This window comes from Rhizobium sp. CF142, from assembly GCF_000281145.1.
Taxonomy (GTDB): Bacteria; Pseudomonadota; Alphaproteobacteria; order Rhizobiales; family Rhizobiaceae; genus Rhizobium.
This window is the reverse complement of record NZ_AJWE01000007.1, coordinates 62409-80166: the sequence shown is the minus strand read 5'-3', so window position 1 is coordinate 80166 and position 17758 is coordinate 62409. Positions and strand designations below refer to the sequence as shown.

At 59.1% G+C, this 17758-nt stretch carries 16 protein-coding genes and 3 pseudogenes; 10 read left to right on the top strand and 9 right to left on the bottom strand.

The features are described 5' to 3' along the window. On the top strand, positions 1 to 332 hold a 332-nt coding region (locus PMI11_RS01225), incomplete at its 5' end, for a mobile mystery protein B (protein ID WP_037070510.1). 829 nt (positions 333 to 1161) lie between these two features. Further along, on the top strand, positions 1162 to 1386 hold the full coding sequence (locus PMI11_RS37185) for an integrase core domain-containing protein (protein WP_007812451.1): 225 nt from the start codon (positions 1162 to 1164) through the stop codon (positions 1384 to 1386). A gap of 1076 nt (positions 1387 to 2462) precedes the next feature. Here the strand turns inward: PMI11_RS37185 and PMI11_RS36220 are convergent. The 8 genes and pseudogenes from PMI11_RS36220 to PMI11_RS01190 form a co-directional block, all read right to left on the bottom strand. Further along, positions 2463 to 2618: pseudogene (locus tag PMI11_RS36220) on the bottom strand (acetyl-CoA C-acetyltransferase); the annotation flags it as partial. Positions 2619 to 2711: 93 nt separating this feature from the next. Continuing rightward, positions 2712 to 2863, bottom strand: a pseudogene (locus PMI11_RS37950) (class II aldolase/adducin family protein); the annotation flags it as partial. Beyond that, a complete protein-coding gene (gene otnK, locus PMI11_RS01210; protein WP_007812447.1) occupies positions 2860 to 4128 on the bottom strand; it encodes a 3-oxo-tetronate kinase in 1269 nt (422 codons plus the stop codon). The pseudogene PMI11_RS37950 and the gene otnK, both read right to left, overlap by 4 nt. Positions 4129 to 4231: 103 nt before the next feature. Beyond that, positions 4232 to 4399: a hypothetical protein gene (locus tag PMI11_RS38475; protein ID WP_348257799.1), complete on the bottom strand. Its 168-nt coding sequence runs from the start codon at positions 4397 to 4399 to the stop codon at positions 4232 to 4234. A gap of 46 nt (positions 4400 to 4445) precedes the next feature. Next, positions 4446 to 4709 (bottom strand): annotated as a pseudogene (locus PMI11_RS38470) (NAD(P)-binding domain-containing protein); the annotation flags it as partial. A 120-nt stretch (positions 4710 to 4829) separates the two neighbouring features. Further along, positions 4830 to 5900 (bottom strand): Ldh family oxidoreductase, encoded by a 1071-nt coding sequence (locus tag PMI11_RS01200; RefSeq protein WP_037070526.1) that lies wholly within the window; start codon positions 5898 to 5900, stop codon positions 4830 to 4832. Positions 5901 to 5997: 97 nt separating this feature from the next. Beyond that, positions 5998 to 7056 carry an aldo/keto reductase gene (locus PMI11_RS01195; RefSeq protein ID WP_007812442.1) on the bottom strand — a complete coding sequence of 353 codons (1059 nt, stop codon included), beginning with the start codon at positions 7054 to 7056 and terminating at the stop codon, positions 5998 to 6000. Further along, entirely contained in the window at positions 7046 to 8044 is a 999-nt protein-coding gene (locus tag PMI11_RS01190) for a YncE family protein (protein WP_007812439.1), read from the bottom strand. The genes PMI11_RS01195 and PMI11_RS01190 overlap by 11 nt, the downstream gene beginning before the upstream one ends. Positions 8045 to 8232: 188 nt before the next feature. Here PMI11_RS01190 and PMI11_RS01185 point away from each other — a divergent pair, with 188 nt between their 5' ends. From PMI11_RS01185 to PMI11_RS01150, 8 genes are all read left to right on the top strand, one after another. After that, positions 8233 to 9270, top strand: a complete 1038-nt coding sequence (locus PMI11_RS01185) for a hypothetical protein (RefSeq protein ID WP_007812437.1) — start codon at positions 8233 to 8235, stop codon at positions 9268 to 9270. Positions 9271 to 9326: 56 nt separating this feature from the next. Then, positions 9327 to 10388, top strand: coding sequence for a PdxA family dehydrogenase (locus tag PMI11_RS01180; RefSeq protein WP_007812436.1), 1062 nt, complete (start codon positions 9327 to 9329; stop codon positions 10386 to 10388). After that, positions 10378 to 11115, top strand: a complete 738-nt coding sequence (locus PMI11_RS35920) for a hypothetical protein (protein WP_007812434.1) — start codon at positions 10378 to 10380, stop codon at positions 11113 to 11115. The genes PMI11_RS01180 and PMI11_RS35920 overlap by 11 nt, the downstream gene beginning before the upstream one ends. Before the next feature lie 264 nt (positions 11116 to 11379). Next, entirely contained in the window at positions 11380 to 12420 is a 1041-nt protein-coding gene (locus PMI11_RS01170) for an ABC transporter permease (protein WP_157179575.1), read from the top strand. Beyond that, positions 12420 to 13949 (top strand): sugar ABC transporter ATP-binding protein, encoded by a 1530-nt coding sequence (locus PMI11_RS01165; RefSeq protein ID WP_007812431.1) that lies wholly within the window; start codon positions 12420 to 12422, stop codon positions 13947 to 13949. The genes PMI11_RS01170 and PMI11_RS01165 overlap by 1 nt, the downstream gene beginning before the upstream one ends. A 58-nt stretch (positions 13950 to 14007) precedes the next feature. Beyond that, positions 14008 to 14985 carry an ABC transporter permease gene (locus PMI11_RS01160; RefSeq protein ID WP_157179574.1) on the top strand — a complete coding sequence of 326 codons (978 nt, stop codon included), beginning with the start codon at positions 14008 to 14010 and terminating at the stop codon, positions 14983 to 14985. Between the two features lie 45 nt (positions 14986 to 15030). Continuing rightward, a complete protein-coding gene (locus PMI11_RS01155; protein WP_007812427.1) occupies positions 15031 to 16017 on the top strand; it encodes a sugar ABC transporter substrate-binding protein in 987 nt (328 codons plus the stop codon). 77 nt (positions 16018 to 16094) lie between these two features. Further along, positions 16095 to 16952 (top strand): amidohydrolase family protein, encoded by an 858-nt coding sequence (locus tag PMI11_RS01150; RefSeq protein ID WP_007812425.1) that lies wholly within the window; start codon positions 16095 to 16097, stop codon positions 16950 to 16952. Between the two features lie 9 nt (positions 16953 to 16961). On the opposite strand, the gene PMI11_RS01145 is transcribed toward PMI11_RS01150, so the two are convergent. Further along, a complete protein-coding gene (locus PMI11_RS01145; RefSeq protein WP_007812423.1) occupies positions 16962 to 17708 on the bottom strand; it encodes a GntR family transcriptional regulator in 747 nt (248 codons plus the stop codon). Between the last annotated feature and the right edge of the window lie 50 nt (positions 17709 to 17758).

Below are 17758 nucleotides of genomic sequence, written 5' to 3'. Positions count from 1 at the left end.
ACATCGGCGTCCAAGCCTACCGTATCGGAGTGGAGCTCGCGAGCGTGTTTAGAGACGTCGGCTATTGGGTTGAACATGAGACATTTCCGTCGGACGAGATAGCGATCAGGTTCCACCATCGCCTGGTCGCAATACACCCGTTTCCGAATGGAAACGGCCGTCACGCTCGATTGGCGGCCGATTTTCTGATCGAACGCCTTGGCGGCGAGCGTTTCAGTTGGGGCGGCGGCAGTCTGGCCGATGTTGGCGAACTGCGCGCTCGCTACGTTACAGTCCTTCGCACAGCCGACAACCATGATATCGCGCCGCTGCTAGAATTCGCGCGCACCTGAGCGGCGGCGCCGTTCGCCTTGATGAGAATCGAACCGGAGACCCGCGCCTTAGATGCGCTAAGTGAATGCAGGCCCACCGAACCGGCGCACGGAGGCTGGGTACCTCGTAGCGTCCTTCTATGGGACCGCGTTACTTCGAGATTGTTGCCCCTGGCCCCCCGACCGCTAACGAAATCGTCACGGCACGCACCTAGATCCATTGAAATCCTCCATCGTCACCGGCCCTCGCCCTGCTCCGTCAGACGGGGGTGCAAAATGATCGATCTCCCAAGAAGCACCTACTATTACCGATCGACGGCAAGAGCTTTGAATCTCGGCGATATCGAGCTCGTTGCGATTATCGAGGATATCCAAGACGAGTTGCCGTGCTACGGATACCGTCGTGTGACGCACGAGCCTTCAGCGGCGAGGCCACCTCGTCAACCATAAGCGTGTAGCGCGTGTCATGCGGGCCAATGGCTTGGGGATCAAGCCTCGCAAGCGCTATGTTCGCACGACGGACAGCAACCACAATTCTCCAATCTACCCGAACCTCTACCGCAATGTGATCCCGGCGCGACCCGATATGGTCTGGGTGGCTGATTTTACATACATCCGCATTACGACTGGCTTCTGCTATCTGGCTGTCATGCTCGATGCCTGCAGCCGGAAAGTCGTGGGCTATGGCCTGTCAAAACGCCTGGACACGCCGCTAGCGTTGGCAGCGTTGCATTCGGCCATTGAGAATAGAAAGCCTCCTCCCGGCTGCATTCACCACACGGATCGCGGATGCCAATACGCAAGTGAGACCTACCGACGGGCACTCGATGCCGCTGGTCTATAGGGTTCCATGAGCGCCGTCGGCAACCCTTACCATAATGCGCAAGCAGAAAGCTTTATGAAGACTTTGAAAGTGGAAGATATCTACCCCGCTGGCTACGAGACCTTCGCGGACGTGGCGGACCGCTTGCCCAGGTTCATCGACGAGATCTACAATGCCAGGCGGTTGCACTCAGCCCTCGGCTACAGGTCACCAGCAGAATTTGAAACTCAACTCGCCCAGCAGGCGGCTTAGTTTGAAGCGCATCGCTGGTCCAGCCCGAGGGGTTCACTCCATAACCGGCTCAGCTCTCAGCGCAAATCAACAACCATGATCCTGGCCTGGGACGCCCGCTGCGATCAATTTGACAACCGCGATTAGAGAACTTGCCGGGACACGATCCCTTTTCGAACGCGCGAAGCAACGGGACCTGCCAGTCATCTTCGCCAGCGGTCCCTTGGAAATTCCAGATAGACACCTCTCCTTTGGGCGTGCCCTTCAGTACTGCAGGCGTCTGAGCAAGCGCGCTTAACTTGGGCGCCAAAGCAAATGCGGCACCTGTGGCCGCCGTCGTTAGAAGTTTTCTGCGATTCAGTGAAAACTCGGTCAATCTCTTCTCCCTTGCTCAAGAATAACGAAACCTCGGCAGAGCCGGTATGCTGGCTCCTCGTCCAGCATAAAAAGTCCTTTGAGCGACCGATATTTAGATTAAGACCTGAGCACGTGGAAACAGCTAAAATCGGCAATCGTGTTGAGTTCATTCTTGTTGAACTAACGCTATTCGTTGCCCAGGCGGGATCGTCGGCACCCGCGCCCGACCAATGGACTAGTGTTGCGAACTCTCATAGTGGCTCAGATCGTGAGAGCGCTTGAGTACTTAGATTTCGACGGATCTGCGGCGGGCTCTGCAATGAGAGTTGGACGCTTCCGCACGTTCAACGCCCGCGGCGAACGTATCCGCCCTCGGCGGCCAAAAATCCACGGTGTGGAGTGGCACTACGCTAAGCCATGCTCTGGGCGCATAGCAGGGTGCACCGGATTCCTCTGGTGCGGAAAACCGATTCAGTTGTAAATTGCTGCATTGCAACATCAGAAAGGCATTGCCATGTTTGCCAACTTTCGCCAGTTCGCGCGGAATTTTATTGTCGCCTCGCAAGACGGGATCGCGGACCGTCCTGATTTACACGCGCGGGAAAAACGGGATCTGATGCGCAATTCTCTCCGCTGGAACAAGATGTGAGCAAGCCAAGTTAGAGCCGCCGAAGACGAGACCTTGCAAAGTTCAAACTGATTGAGACCGAGTACTCAGGTGCTTGCCGATAGGAATGCATATCGTTGAGACCCGAGGCATTCGCAGCGGTCACCGTGCCATCCTTGTCGAAGGCGGGCCGCAGCTTGGCCATGGCCTCCAGCGTCGCGTCGTGGCAGATATATTCGTCGGCATCGACGGTTACATCACCTTTGCGGCCCTGAATAATGAAGGGAACGTCGCGCAAGGCAATCATTGTCGGCCCGCCGACGCAATGATGTCCATCTGGCTCATCGCCCACGTGACATCCCCGGAAAGCCTCACGAGATCGAACCGTGCCGAAGGAGCGGCCGGTCGGCGTCACCAGCAACCGCACGAAAGCCGCGCCGAAATATTGCCCGAGGAGCCAGCCGTCAGACCGCGGTCGTAGAGCGACTTTGCCATCAAACATATGTCGTACCTCAGCCGCATGTCCTCGCTCATGCGGCGTCCAGCAGTGCGAACGCGTTCTCGAAGAAGGCTTCATCGCCGAAGTTGCCGGATTTGAGCGCCAGCGCCACCCGCTCGCCCTCCACCTGCGCGAAGGTCCAGGGAACACCGGGAGCGATTTCTGGGCCGATCTCCAGCTGCGTGATCCCCAGCGCCTGCGTTATCGCACCGGAGGTCTCGCCGCCCGCGACCACAAAACGACGAACGCCGGATCGGAAAGCCAGCCGCGCCAAGCTGGCAAGCGCTTTTTCCACCACCTGGCTCGCTTCCTCGAGCCCCAGCTTTTCCTGGGCTTTGCGCACCTCCTCTGGTTCAGCTGTGGCAAAGATGAGCTTCGGCTCCTTGGAAGAGCGCTCTTGCAGCCAAGCCTCCGCTATGCCGACCCCCTCGCTTGCAATCCTGAGGGGATCAAGCCGCAGGCTGGCGCTTTTGCCGGCGTAGTAAGCGACCTGCTTGCGTGTCATGGTCGAGCAACTGCCGGAGAGTACGATCTGACCACCCTTCGGGGCGGCGCCCGAATATTTTCGCACATGCACTTCGATCAATCCCCGTTCGGCATAGAAGCGCGGCAACTGGCCCGCGATGGCGCTGCCACCACTCATCAGCGGTATATCCGCCGTCGCGGCAGCGATCGTTTTCAAGTCCTCGTCCGATACCGCGTCGGTGATGACATGAGCGACGCCTTCGGATGCGAGAATGTCCAGCCTTGCCTTCACCGCAGCCGGTCCCTGCATCACCACAAGGTGATTGGCGAGGCCGACCTTTGCACGCACCTGTGGGACCAGAAGCCGAACAAGGCTCGAATCGCGCATTGGCGTCAACGGATGGTCCTTCATCGGGCTTTCCGACAAAAGCTGCTCACCAACGAAAAGATGCCCCATGAAGATGGTGCGGCCGTTCTGAGGAAAGGCCGGGCAATAGATAGTCTGGTTCACTCCCAGTCCCGCCATCAGCATCTCGGCGACCGGGCCTATATTGCCTTCCGCCGTACTGTCAAAGGTGGAGCAGTACTTCCAGAAAAAATGCTTCGCACCGGCCGCTTTCAGCCAGTAGAAAGCCTGGCGCGTCAGCTCCAAGGCTTCTCCGACCGGCGTTGTCCGGCATTTCAAGGCGATGACCTCGAAGGGAGCCGCGTCATCGCTGCCATCTACCGGTACCCCGATCCGCAGAGAGACAGGCACGCCGCTGCGTGCGAGGAGCGCCGCGAGGTCGGTTGCGCCGGTAAAGTCGTCCGCGATGCAGCCAAGCACGGTCGCCATCAGCGTCGTCCTTCCATGCCCGGAAGGGCGACGCCGCTCTTGCGGGCAAGGACTTTCGCGGCCGCGAGCGGCGTGACGACACCCGTTTTCTCTGCCTCGCTCGTCACGATGCCGAGGTCCTTAACGAAGATGTCGACCGCGGACCGCGCGGTGTAGTCGCCCGAAACGATGTGCTCGCCGCGATTTCGAACATCCAGGACGAGCCGGCCGAAGCGCGCAAGACGTCGTAGAGCATCCATTGATCGATGCCGGCCGTGGCCGCGAGCCTCATTGCTTCTGCGGTCGCGGCAATATGCACGCCTCCGGGACGGTCCCCAAGGCAGGACGACGCTACCGCTCGCGGTCGTCTCCCGCGCACCCTGCGAGCCGAACAGAACCTTCTCGGCCTGGGTGCTGTTGACAACGAAGACGAAGATAATTGCGGCGGCCGGATTGGCACGGGCATTGCCGCCCATTTCGGCGAAGCGACGCAGCACATCGGCATTGACGTCGCACCCATGCACGACGAAACCGACTCTCAAAAGGGAGGGAGCGGCCCCCCACCCCATGAAGCTGAAGCCAACGACCGTTGCTGTCTTCATGTCCTGCATGGTCGGTCCCATCCCCTGAACGCTGTCGCGGTACTGAACGGCAAACAATCGATCGGTCTCTTCGGCTTCATCCGAAGGCGTGTCGTTTCCGGAAGACCCGATCCTTTCACATTACGCTGGCCTATGAACGGCGATCGGAGACGGCGCGACCAGATTGTACTTTTGCCGCCACGGTTCGATCGCGGGCAGGATCGACGAGTGAAGCGGGAGACCTTTCGCCAAACGTTCGGATCGTAGCGCAGACGCGCGATCGCCAGGTAGTCGAACCTGACCGCCGCCGGGCACCGGCCGGTTGCTGCGAGCAAGCCCGACGAGGTGATCAGTCTGACGCAGGAAGGCTTCTCTGCCGCCGAAAGCCGGAGGCCAGAAAAGCTGCAGAAACACAGATGCGCCCCACCCTTCCGATGAATCCGCTCGACCGAAACCACCGAGAGCGGAGGTCAACACATCAATCAGCAAACCCATTGCAAACCCTTTGTAACCCAGTTCCAATCCGCCGAGAGGCAGGATGCTGCCTTTCGGTTCGGCGAAAAATGTCGAGGCGTCGGTCGTCGCTTCTCCCAATGCGCTCAGCAACCACGGATGTGGAAGCGGACGTCCCTCCTTGTGGTGGCGCGCCGTCAACGCGTTCGTGGTTGTCGACATGCTGATGTCGATGAGCACCGGTGTATCGCTCGTAGGAATTCCCGCTGCCAGTGGATTTGGTGTGATCATCGCCTCGGTGCCGCCGGCGGGCGCAACGCTTGCCGTGGATGGGTCCGAGCTGGTGATAACGATCAGGAACCCGGCCTCGGTCGCCCGGCGCAAGTAGGCCGAAAGCGCTGCGATGTGATGGCTGCGCCGGATCGCCAGGCAGAAGGAGCCATGTTTGCGAGCTCGATCCATTCCCAGTCCGACGCCCTGATGCACCAGCCATGGCCCGAGGTTCCGCTGGCCGTCCCAGACGGCCGAAGCGCCATTATCAGAAACCACCGTGATTTCCGCGTTGCGCGCCATCGACCGATTGGCGAGTGCCTCGAGGTAGTTGGGGAGCAGCGCCAGGCCGTGGGTGCTGCGATCGGAAAGGTCACCTTCCACCAGAATGACGGCGCCAACCTCCGCCCGATCACGCGGCAGACCCGCCGCCACGAAAAGTGAAGTTGCGTAATCTATCAACGCCGTCGACCCATAGAGATCAGTCATCTGTCGTTTCCTTTGACCGCCTTCCGTCACCTTGCGAGTTTTCTTCAGATGCGAGGCGAAGTGCATGCCGCCGCCGCCCCGCGCGCTCGCGGAGCGACTATCGGCCCAGTTCCGGCTTTCTTCGACCATCACCGTCCTCCCCCCCATCACCCGCAATGGGAACGGATTCAGCAAGCAGTTTCTCCGCTTGCAGCTGCCGCCAAAGATCGATCGGGATCTCGACCTTCATGAATTCGACGTTTTGATCGACCTGAGGAGGCGTCACCGAACCAACGACCACGCTGGAGATAGCTCTGTGTAGAAGAGGAAATTGGAGCGCTGCGGCCGCTAGTGGAACAGCAAATTCCTCGCATACGGCCTGGATGCGGCGTGTACGGGCCAAGATTTCGGGTGAAGCATCCTCGTAGAAGTACTTTGCTCCCGGTATCGGACCGGAGCCAAGAATGCCGGAGTTGTAAGGCCCAGCCATCAGCACGCCGACGCTTTGATCGAGACATAGCGGCAGAAGCTTCTCGAGAGCCTCGGCGTGCTCGAGCAGCGTGAACCGTCCAGCGAGCATGAAACAATCGAACCGACCCGCCGACGCAAAATCAAGACAGGGTTTGACCTCGTTGACGCCGATTCCGATCGCGCCGATGACTTGTTGGTCGCGGAGTTCCGTCAACGCTCGATAAGCTCCGTCCATGGCCTCACGAAATCTTGCTTTGTATACCTCCTCAGTCTTGTGGGCGCGCATGTCCACGTCATGAATGAGCACCAGGTCGAGGCGTGCTAGCCCGAGGCGGTGCAAGCTCGCCTCGATGGACCGCAGTGTCGCATCCCGGGAATAGTCCACCACCACACGCATCGGCGTTCCGGGCGCCTTCTCATCTGCCGAGGCGTCCGGGACCAGGTAACGCCCGACCTTGCTTGACAGAACAAAGCTGTTCCTCGATTTAGCCCCTAGGACTTGCCCCATCCGCCGCTCCGACAGTCCGCGTCCATACGCGGGGGCCGTGTCGAACAGTCTGATTCCGACGGCATGCGCTCTGTCGATGGCGTCGAGTGCGGAGTCCGGAAAGACCATCGGCAACCCACCGATGGGGTGCCCTCCGAACCCCATCGCCGTGATATCGAGCCCGGTCTGACCCAGTCGTCGAACGTCGTCAACGCGCATCGTGACCTCCAGCCGCTCTCCAGTTCGGCGGCAATAGGAAGCACGCATCCGGTTCGTTGCCGGTCACCCGGGTTGCGATTGGCTTGAACGTTTGTAAGTCGACCTCGAGAGAATGGTTTGAATCCAACGAAATAAATGCTGTTTTGCCGTTTCCGACAACACAGGCTGCCGTCGGCCTTGCCGGCAGGTCCATATAGGCCAACTCTTTCAACGTTTCCTGTTCCAGGAGTGCGAGCCCACGGCCTTCGAGAAAGATGACAAGAAGCCGATCAGGACCCGCCAGATAGACGCGCAGTGGATCTCGTCTCACCCGGGCAACACGCTCGACCGTCCATTCGGCGACGTTCACCGCAGCCACCGTGTCCGAGCCACGATTAGTCACGAACAATATTGCCTCGTCGGCGCTGAGGCAATTCCCTTCCGGACGCTCGCCCGGCGTCAATGGATCTGGAGGGCGCTGAGGCTCGCCCAGGCTCAGTTTTGTCACCGAACTGGAGGCCAAGTTCATAGAGAAGGCGTATCGGCCGTCCGTTGTAACAGTGATCAAATGACTCTTGCTCCCCCCAACGGGCATTGCAGCAAGCGGCCTAGTCGCCCCGAGGGCGCTTTCGAACCGCAACAACATCGCGTCCAACTCGCTTAGAGCGTAGACGCAGCCGCGCCCATCCTGGGCGATCCCGTGAATTCTGCCGTGTGGGGCGCAATTCAGCGTGTTGACGACCTTCCGTGTCGCAAGATCGACGACATACACCGATGAGCCTCCAGGACCGGGTTCGGCGCTGGATTGCTGTCCATAGTGCCCGACGAGGACATAGCCCCGCGAGAGATCGACGAGCAACTCGTGCGGATATTTTGCAAGCTCGACCCTTGTCTCTACTGATCCTGTCCGGACGTTCATAAAGGCCAACCGGCCGTCGCCCTTTTCGACCAAGATAAGTACGGCATCGCCGAGGGCTGAAGGCTCCTCCACGTCGCTCTCACCCGTCATGCTCTCCTCCACTGTTGAAACGGCGTTCGCTACCGCCAATCACTTTGTCAAAAAGAATGCATTTTTATCCCAGCTGGAAGACTACCTAGAACGATAATTCTTTGCAAGCGGACATATTTATCCCGAACTTGAAATGCTACTTGCAGAATGAATGCAAAATTGGGATGCTGCGACCGGGAGATTGAACTATGAAAAGCTGGGTGCTCAAATGGCATGGCGGGCGGACGGAGGTTCATTCGGCCGGAGGGATGATTGGCCGGACGGCGTTTCGGGTTGGCCGGGTTGGCAAGGAGCGCTGGCTTCAGCCCTTCTACGAAGCGCCTTGGCTCGATCAAGGACTCGCGATCGAATCTCGGTTGATCGCGAACATGCGCGCGGACTATGCTTGTGTGGGTCTAGGGCGGCCACACGATGCCAAGGATGGATTGCCGCTGCGTTGGCAAGCCGCAAGCCGCGTCCCAATTGCCGAGGAAGACGGGCCGATCACCGAAGCTGATCTGCTCCCACATGGCTACGGGGTGCATCACGAATGGGATCTGGTTCGTCGATCGGACAGGCAACTGGTGCTTGCGATCAACTATCCGGAGAGTTCGCCGATAACTCGGCTCGTTCGAAAAATCACCGCATTTCCCGACGGCATTGAAGTATCCATGCGCATCGAAGCCCGCCGCAGGTGCCGACGGCCTGTCGGGCTCCACCCTAATTTTGCGCTCCGCAGCGCCCCACGTTCGTTCCATGTCGAGCCCGGACAATTCGCTTTCGGCATAACGCACCCCATCGGCGAGCCTGCCGTGTCGCTGATCAGTCCAGATGCCGAGTTCTCCGACCTTGCCGCAGTGCCGCTCGCTGGAGGCGGGACCTGCTCACTCAACGACCTTCCCCTCCCCTATGCAACTGAGGAGTTCGTGCAACTCTGCGGGCTCGACGGACGCATGTCGTTCACCGACCGCCACGACGCGGTGGAGTGGTCACTCGAATGGGATTCGACCCAGCTGCCGTCCTGCTGGCTCTGGATCAGCAATTGGGGTCGTCGACATCCTCCTTGGAACGGTAGGAACGCCTGTCTCGGCGTCATCCTCGCCGCGGCCCCAATGAATCTCGGAGCCCAGATTGCCGTTGCCGAAAATCCGATCTCGACCCGGGGCGTCGCCACCAACGTTTTAATTACAGCTCAGGAGCCCGTGACGGTCAGCTACCGGCTCCGCGGCCGAGACTTGCAATCTTGACCCCGGCCGTCGCACGGAGCGGCCGCGCAGAAACTCGAAAGAAGTGGTGCATACGAATGAAAGACATTATTGCCGTCACACTCGGAGATCGCAACGGCATCGGTCCGGAAATAACCGCTCGGTTGATGTCCGATTGGAAGGCCTCGGACGCCGTTGTCCCGGTTGTCGTCGGCGACGGAGCGGTCTTCGAACGCGCATGCAAGGTCGCTGGAGTAAGCCCTTCCATGAGGCGCATAGCGTCGTTGACCGAGGCGCGCGCCGGCGGATCCGTTCCTCTTTTCTTGGACATGCCATTCGCAGCGCCTTTGGACACGGTGGGCCAAGTCTCGGCTGCGGCAGGCGGCGAGGTCCTATACACACTCGAATATCTCGTCGGCCAGGCGAGGCTCGGCACCCTTGATGGGATCGTTTACGCCCCTCTCAATAAGCAGGCCATGGCCATCGCCGGCCACGTTGGCGCAGATGAAGCCGAGCTATTCGGCCGCCTTCTCGAAGGGGAGGCCAGTGAAATCAACGTCCTGGACAAGCTGTCAACCTCTCGCGTGACCTCCCATGTCCCTGTCGGAGCGGTCGCGGGACTGATCACCCGGGAAACCGTGCTCGCGGCAATTTTAAGAATGCGCGATTTTCTTCTCAGTATTGGGGTCGAGCAACCCCGCCTGGCGGTGGCAGGACTTAATCCGCACGCTGGCGAGGGAGGCGTTTTTGGCAAGGAGGAAATCGAGATCATCGAACCCGCCATCCGTGAGCTTAACGACCAGGGGATGCTCGTCGAAGGGCCTTTCCCGGCCGACACCATTTTCCCCCGCGTCCTCAAAGGAGGTTACGACGCAATCGTCACCATGTATCACGACCAGGGGCAAATCGCGCTCAAGCTGCTCGGTCTCGGGCGAGGAGTCACTGTGATTGGGGGACTCTGCGTGCCGATCGCCACGGCAGGTCACGGCACGGCCTTCGACATCGCCGGCAAGGGCATTGCGAGTGCTGAAGGGCTTGCTGCGGCGCTTGATCTCTGCGTCCGCATAGTAGCCGGCCGACGCGCCGCCCATCAGCAGATCACAAATCAATTGGAGGGTGTGGCGCTGGCGCCCACGCATGGAGAGAAGAATGCAGAATGAAGCAGAACTCGCCCAGAGGCTCATCGACGCGTTGGCCGACGGTCGAAACGACGTCGATCCACAGCCATACGCGTCGCTCGATTTGGCGGCAGCAGTACGCATCCAAGCGTTGGTGCAAAGCGGACGCCACGAGGACGTCCGGTTCGCGAAGGTTGCAGTCCCACAGGGCCTGATCATAGGTTCGCCGATCTTCACTTCAATGACCACGAGCAACACCAACGCGACCGTCAGTTCGACCTTGGTGCAGGGCATCGAGGTGGAAGTTGCCGCCATACTTGGTCAGGACATCAGAGCTGCGGAGGCTTCCAAGGGAGAGCATGGCATCCTCGAAGCCATTGATCGTTTCGTCGTCGGTATCGAACTGATCGGCAGCAGGTTCACCAAGCGAAGCGACGCGGGACTGATCGGTGAGCTTGCAGATAATCTTTCGACGGCCGGCTACGTCACCGACCCGAGCCGCGTCTGGGGTCCCGGAGCAGACGTCACTGGAGCTACAGTCGAAGTAAGTCACGACGGAAATGTCATTTATTCCGCGGATGCAAAACATGTGTTCGGTTCGGTCCTTGCGTCGCTGTTGGCTTATGCGGGCAATCCATTTCCGTCGTTGCCACTAAAGAAAGGAATGATTGTCACCACGGGCACGCTTTGCGGAATGATCGAAGTGCCCGGCCCGGGTCGAATGATCGCCGGCCTCAACGACCAGACTTTCGAGCTGAACATCGTCTAGGCTCATTTGCTTCTGCACGTGCCATTAGGTCCGCCACGCCAACAGAGGCGCGCCCATCCAGCGAGCTCCGCCACCGAGGGTGGTTGGCGCCGGAAACTGCCATTTGCATTCATAAATTCGAAGCGACTTTGGAGTATATTTTTCAAATTACCTAATATAATCAGTGCATATTTGAAAAATATAAAATTCTCACTTGCAAAATGAATGCAAAATCTTCTATCATGTCGAGAGTGCCAGCATGGCTGCAAAGCAGGTTGGCGGGAGGTGGAATTGACCGAAAGTATTGGGAACCATGCGGCATCCGCAGGTCCAGGCGCGGTGGATTCGGCGACGATTCGTCGGAAGCGGTCGTTTACGATTTTGTCGGCGCGATTGCTACCGATCCTTGCGCTGGTGGTCGTGCTTTGCATCTTATGGACCTACGCTCCGCATTTTTATCGGCTGAACAACCTGGTCAACATCCTGCTGCAGGCCGCCGTCTTGGGCGTCCTGGCGATTGGCATGACATTTGTCATGGTGAGCGGAGGTATCGATCTGTCTCTGCCCTCGGCGATGGCTTTCGGAGCAGTGCTTGGCGGCTTGGTCATGGACGGGAAACCCGGACTGGTGCCGCTTGGTTTGCTGATAATGATGAGCGTGCCTGTCGCTATAGGCGCCTTCAACGGCTTTGCCATAGCCTATCTACGAATGCTGCCCTTTGTAGTGACGCTCGCGACAATGACGGTTGTTGGCGGGGCGACCGTCTGGATCACCAATTCAAGAACCGTTGAAGGCTTTCCGGAGGTCTTCATCGACACACTGAACCACAGACCCGCAGGAATTCCGATCGCTGTGCTTGCGCTTGCCGTCCTGGCGTCGCTCGCCAGCGTGTTTACGAGCCGCACGCGCTACGGTCGCTGGGTTTACGCACTCGGCATAAGCGAGAAAGCGGCTCGCGTCGCCCGCGTCCCGGCGAAGCCCGTCCTGCTCTCGACCTACGTCATCGCCGGCCTCCTCGGCGGCGTCGCCGCCATTCTTTTGACGGGTCGGCTTGGGTCCGCCTCGGCGAACATGGGCGCGGACGTTATCGTCCTCGATATCGTCAGCAGCTGCGTGGTCGGCGGCGTCAGCATCTACGGCGGCAAGGGCCATCCGCTGGGGGCGGTAGGTGGTGCCATCTTCATCACGCTCATCAGCAACATCCTCAATGCTCTGGGAGTGTCGTTCTACGTAACGCTGATCGCCAAAGGCATCGTGATCATCCTTTTCATCGCGCTCGACAACATCGTGAGAGCAGCAACCAACGCGGCGAGGACGGCTCGGTGATGGCGAACGTGTTGTTGATGGAAAACATGCGAAAGGCCTATCCGGGCGTGGTGGCTCTTTTTAGTGCAACGCTGGAGGCCAGAGGCGGCGAAGTGCACGCCCTCATGGGCGCCAACGGCGCGGGTAAATCGACTTTGATGAGCATTCTCGGCGGTGTGACGGCGCCCGACGCTGGCGAAATCAGCATCGACGGGGAGCCGCTAGACATCAGGAGCCCGCTCGACTCGGCGTCGCACGGCATTGCTTTCGTGCAACAGGAACTGAACATGCTTCCCGCCATGTCGGTAGCCGAAAACATCTGCATCAGCAATTTGCCCGGCAAACGCTGGGCCATCGACAAAGCCGAGATCGCCCGCCGATGCCAGCCCATCCTCGATCAATTGGGCTGCCGGTTCTCGTTAAGCGAAACAGTCGAGGCATTGAGCACCGGTGACCAGCAGATGGTCGAGATCGCCCGGGCCCTTATGAGATCTCCCCGCGTCGTCATCTTTGACGAACCTACCTCCTCGCTCACCGACCGTGAACGACGTCGTCTTTTCCAGACGATCGCACAATTGCGTGAGGCCGGCACAATCATCATCTACATCACGCACTTTATCGAGGAGATCTTCGAGATTTGCGATCGGGTCACCGTCATGCGGAACGGCGCTACGGTTCGCAGCGGCCTGATCGGCGAGTTCACTCAGGCCGACATCGTCCGGCTTATGGTCGGCGAGAAAAACGAGCCAGCATCAGTGGACAAGCCGAGGTCCTTCTCTCGCCCGACGGGCGTGGCAGGACAAACTCTGCTTGAGGTTCGTGGACTGGGCCGTGCCGGCGCCTTGACTGACATCAGCTTCGACATCCGAGCCGGCGAGATCGTCGGCATCTGGGGACTGTTGGGAGCCGGCCGAACCGAACTGCTCAGGGCGTTGACCGGTCTGGATCCTATCGACACCGGCGTCATCCGTCTTCGCACTGACAAGGATCGTGAGCTTGAGATCGTGTCGCCGGCGCGGCTGCATAACTACGCAGCCTTCGTTACCGAAGACCGCCGCGGAGAAGGGCTGTTTCTACCGTTGTCCGTCGAGCGCAATCTGGCTTTTCCCAGCCTCAGAAACCTGCTGCGTTTCGGAGCCATCGATGGGCGCCGGGAGGCGTCGTTGGCGAAGGGCATGATCAACAAGCTAAGCATCAAAGTCTCATCGCCGAAGCAGACGGTCGCGACCCTTTCTGGAGGAAATCAGCAGAAGGTTGTCATCGGACGTTGGCTCGCGACTCGGCCGAAGCTTTTCCTGCTCGACGAACCCACGCGGGGCGTCGACGTGGCTGCAAAAGCGGAAATCCTACGTCTCGCCAGAGAGATCGCCTCTTCTGGCGTACCGGTGATCATCGTTTGTTCGGAACTCGACGAGATTCAACGCATAAGCGATCGTTTCCTGCTGATGAACCGAGGGCGAATCGTCAGCGAGCTTCCGGGCGGCACAAGCAAGGAAGCGCTGATGGCGGGCCTTTCGGAAAACAACGGAGGACGCACAATTGTCAACTAACATAGCGCAACGCCGTCTCTGGATTTGCATTTCGAGATTTCTCGGGGACAATGGATTCTTGGTCGTCACGCTATTGATCATAGCGTTCTTCAGCGTCCGCTCGCCGTACTTCTTCACCCTCTCGAATTTCTTGGCGATGTTCCACACGATGGCGCCGGTCGTCGTTGCGGCTTGCGGCATGGCATTGCTTGTGATCGGGGGAAAGATCGATATCTCGATCGGATCGATAGCGCTTCTCGCCACCTCGACCGCCGTCATCTTGATGTTGGATGGAGGCGTTCCGCCGGTGCTGGCGCTAGCTCTCGCCCTTCTTGTTGGCATCGTTCTTGGAGCCCTGAATGGCTTAATCGTGACCGTGCTTGGAATCAACCCGTTGATCACGACGCTGGGGACGATGATTGGATTTCGCGGCGTCGCGCTGCAAATGACCAACGCCGGAACTTTCCCGCTCCCCGACTCCGTGCGCTGGATCGGAAACCTCACTGTCGGCCCCGTCAATTTGGACGTGCTGATCGCCTTAGCAGTGGTCCTCGCCGTCCACTATATCCACCGCCGCACGGCTTTCGGGCGGCACATGACAGCGATAGGAAACGGAGAGGAGACGGCGAGGCGCCTCGGCATTCGCACCAACTTCGTTCTTTTCGCTGGATTTGCACTGTCGGGATTTCTTGCGGCGGTTGGCGGAGCGATGAGCGTGCTGCAGGTCAGCCTTCTGAGCACTTCGGTCGGGCGCGGCATGGAATTCAGCGCGGTCGCCGTGGTGATAGTTGGCGGCATCAGTCTTTTTGGAGGGCGCGGGACGGTGTGGCCCCAGCTGGTGTTGGGCGCCTTCGTCTTTCAGCTCATTGCAACCGGGCTGACCCAGATCGGCGCCGATCCCTATGCATACCGAGTAATTTCGGGGGCGCTCATTTTCGTGGCTATGTTCGCGGACGCTCTGAAGGCGCGACGCCGCAGGATGCGCGCTATCGCGCCCGAAACCCTGCCAGAACTGGAGCAACCAGGCCTGCAGGAGAACGCAAGCGTTCAAAGGTGAATCTGCGCCGAATGAACCGGCGCTGAATCGAGGGAGGAGAACGGAATGAAGAAATATCTTTTGCCTATTTTCGGAGGGCTTGCGCTTCTCGCAACATCCTCCATCGCACTGGCTGCGGATTTCACGATTGGCATCGCATGGGATGACAAGAACGGCGAGATCATCTCCAAAATGGAGGAGTATATCGCCGCCGAAGCCAAAACGCAGGGCGAGGCCGCCGGTCTTGATATCAAACTGGTGGTCAACGTCGCCGAAGGGGATCCATCACGACAGACGTCGAACGTCGAGGATCTGATCAACAGCGGTGTTGACCTGGTCATGGCGCGACTGGCCGACAGCGGGTCGGGAGCCCCTATCCGGGCCGCTCTCGACTCCGGCATACCTTTTGTGACCTTCGACCGTGCGACAACCTCGAAGGTTACGCCGACCGCCCACGTTGGCGTTGATGCATATGACGAAGGTCTTAGCGCATCACTGGCGCTCGTCGAGTTGCTCAAGTCTAAAGGCGTCCAGGGAAAATGCATCGAGATGCTCGGCGGCACGACGGACGTGAACGCAGTACAGCGCGCCAAAGGATGGCATGATGCGACAGATAAGTCGGGTGTGATCACGACGCTGGTAACGGTTCCAACCGATTGGCTTGCCGATCGCATGCGTTCGGGCCTGGCGGATGCTCTTGCAGCATATCCGGATGCAAATTGCGTCTTTCTTCCAAGCGACAACTTCCTGCCTTCGATCCAGGCGGCGCTAGAGGGCGCGGGAAGGTGGGTGAAAACTGGAGACCCCAAGCACGTCTACGTCGCGTCCCAGGACGTGTTCCCGGCCGCGGTAAAATCCATGCGGGAAGGTTACCTGGATCTTGGCACTTCATACGACGCGTTCCTGACAGCTAAGGAATTCGTCAGGGTCGCCATTGCAATTCATAACAAGCAAGCCGTTGGCTGCCCAAAAAACAGTTGTCTCGTGAAAGGGCGCGTCGTGACCCAGGAGAACGTCAATACTCTCCCAAACCTCTGGTCACGGGTCGACTAACAAATCTCTTCCAGGGCCGAGATTCGCCGTCTCAGCCCTGCCCTTCTCCCTATCGTCATAGGACAAAGGCCAACTTCATGCTCGCTCGCAAACTCATCGACAGCCATGTCCACCTTTTTGACCATTCCGCGGTAAGCTACAGCTGGATGCCCTCCAGAGGAAAGATCCTTACCGAGCCCCACCTCCCCGAGCATCTGCTTGGCAGCGGCCTCAAGGCGGAGATCGAGGGCATGGTTTTCGTGGAGGCCCATTCCGATGGCGACGCCTTCCTGGCGGAGGCGTCTTTCGGGCAACACCTCATGGATACGGACCCCAAGGTGGTCGCGATCGTAGCCGATGCGCCGGTCGAGCGTGGGGCGGCCGTAAAAGGCGATCTGGAGGCGCTTTCCAGGCATCGTGGCCTGCGCGGAATTCGGCGCTTTCCAGGCAATCCAGGCAGATCGCTAGACGAAGACTTTCTTGCTGGCGTCAGGCTAGTTGGTAGATTTGGCTTGTCTTTCGAGTTCGGCATCCAGCATTGGGCGCTGCCCTATGCTCTCGAAATAGCGCGGCGTTGTCCCGAGGTGAGCTTCGCACTGAACCACATCGCCCTTCCAGACATCAAACACGATCTGCGCGAGCCATGGTGGTCTTTGATCGGTCAGATGGGCGCACTGCCAAACGTGGTTTGCAAGATCTCGGGCGCCATCGCTGGCGCCGACCCCGTCGATTGGAAGCCTGAGCAGCTAAGACCATACGTTGTTCGCGCCATAAACGCCTTTGGCGTCGAACGGTGCATGTTTGGCAGCGATTGGCCGGTTTCAGATCTCACCCACCACTACGATGCCTGGGTCGGGGTCGTCGAGGATGCTTTGTCTGGGACTTCAGAAGCCGAGAAGGATTCTGTTTTTCGTGGAAACGCGACCCGCCATTACCGCCTGACCTCTCCGTCATGACACGGACTGTCATGCGGTCTGTTGCGTATCAGCAATTTCGCCCCGGTCGGACAGCGAGATCAGTTCGGAACGAGTGCCAAAATGCGATGCCAAAATCCGTGCCAGCTCCGCCCCGTCCCGTCGCTGCAAGGCCCGCAGCATCAGCTCATGCTCCTGAACCGCCTCCTTCCAGTCCTGATGCCGAAGATTGCCTTTATATCTGATGCGATAGAGCCGACTGTTGAGCTTATCATGAAGGTCTGCGAGAGCTGTGTTGCGCGTCGCGGCGACAAGTTTCTTGTGGATCAGTTGATTGAACTTGAAGTACGTGAAGCGGTCGTTTCTGTGGAACGCGGCCAACATTTCATAGTGCGTGGCGGCGATCTCGCTGATCTCCTGATCCGTCGCGCGCCGAGCGGCAAGTTCGCCGGCGAGTCCTTCCATTGTCGCCAGAACCAGTTGCATGTCTGCTATTTCTGCTATGTCAGGATCAGCGACAACCGCGCCCCGGTTCGGTACCAGCCGCACGAGACCCTCGGAGGCGAGCACCTTGAGGGCTTCGCGCAGCGGTGTGCGCGACGTGGAAATCTGGTCGCCAAGTTTTTCAATCAGCATCTTCTCCCGAAGCTTGGTATTGGGCGGCAGGATATCCTGCACAATCATATCTCTAATTATCGACGCAACCTTACGGGTCAGAAGGTCTTGGCTCTCACCAGGCGCCTTCTGCGAGTCGGGCGTACCGACCGGTGTTTCTATCGCTGCGATGTCCCATCGCATTGTTTCAGCGGCTTTTTCCAAAGGCGGGCCAGTCTCAAGTCATTGGTTCA

Excerpts from the sequence above, each read along its gene's own strand:
- PMI11_RS01200 (WP_037070526.1), bottom strand. The coding sequence starts at position 5,900 with ATGACTGATCTCTATGGGTCGACGGCGTTGATAGATTACGCAACTTCA.
- PMI11_RS01190 (WP_007812439.1), bottom strand. The coding sequence starts at position 8,044 with ATGACGGGTGAGAGCGACGTGGAGGAGCCTTCAGCCCTCGGCGATGCC.
- otnK (WP_007812447.1), bottom strand. The coding sequence starts at position 4,128 with ATGGCGACCGTGCTTGGCTGCATCGCGGACGACTTTACCGGCGCAACC.
- PMI11_RS37185 (WP_007812451.1), top strand. The coding sequence starts at position 1,162 with ATGAGCGCCGTCGGCAACCCTTACCATAATGCGCAAGCAGAAAGCTTT.
- PMI11_RS01150 (WP_007812425.1), top strand. The coding sequence starts at position 16,095 with ATGCTCGCTCGCAAACTCATCGACAGCCATGTCCACCTTTTTGACCAT.
- PMI11_RS01195 (WP_007812442.1), bottom strand. The coding sequence starts at position 7,056 with ATGCGCGTTGACGACGTTCGACGACTGGGTCAGACCGGGCTCGATATC.
- PMI11_RS01145 (WP_007812423.1), bottom strand. The coding sequence starts at position 17,708 with ATGCGATGGGACATCGCAGCGATAGAAACACCGGTCGGTACGCCCGAC.
- PMI11_RS35920 (WP_007812434.1), top strand. The coding sequence starts at position 10,378 with ATGCAGAATGAAGCAGAACTCGCCCAGAGGCTCATCGACGCGTTGGCC.
- PMI11_RS01155 (WP_007812427.1), top strand. The coding sequence starts at position 15,031 with ATGAAGAAATATCTTTTGCCTATTTTCGGAGGGCTTGCGCTTCTCGCA.
- PMI11_RS01165 (WP_007812431.1), top strand. The coding sequence starts at position 12,420 with ATGGCGAACGTGTTGTTGATGGAAAACATGCGAAAGGCCTATCCGGGC.
- PMI11_RS01185 (WP_007812437.1), top strand. The coding sequence starts at position 8,233 with ATGAAAAGCTGGGTGCTCAAATGGCATGGCGGGCGGACGGAGGTTCAT.
- PMI11_RS38475 (WP_348257799.1), bottom strand. The coding sequence starts at position 4,399 with ATGAGGCTCGCGGCCACGGCCGGCATCGATCAATGGATGCTCTACGAC.
- PMI11_RS01180 (WP_007812436.1), top strand. The coding sequence starts at position 9,327 with ATGAAAGACATTATTGCCGTCACACTCGGAGATCGCAACGGCATCGGT.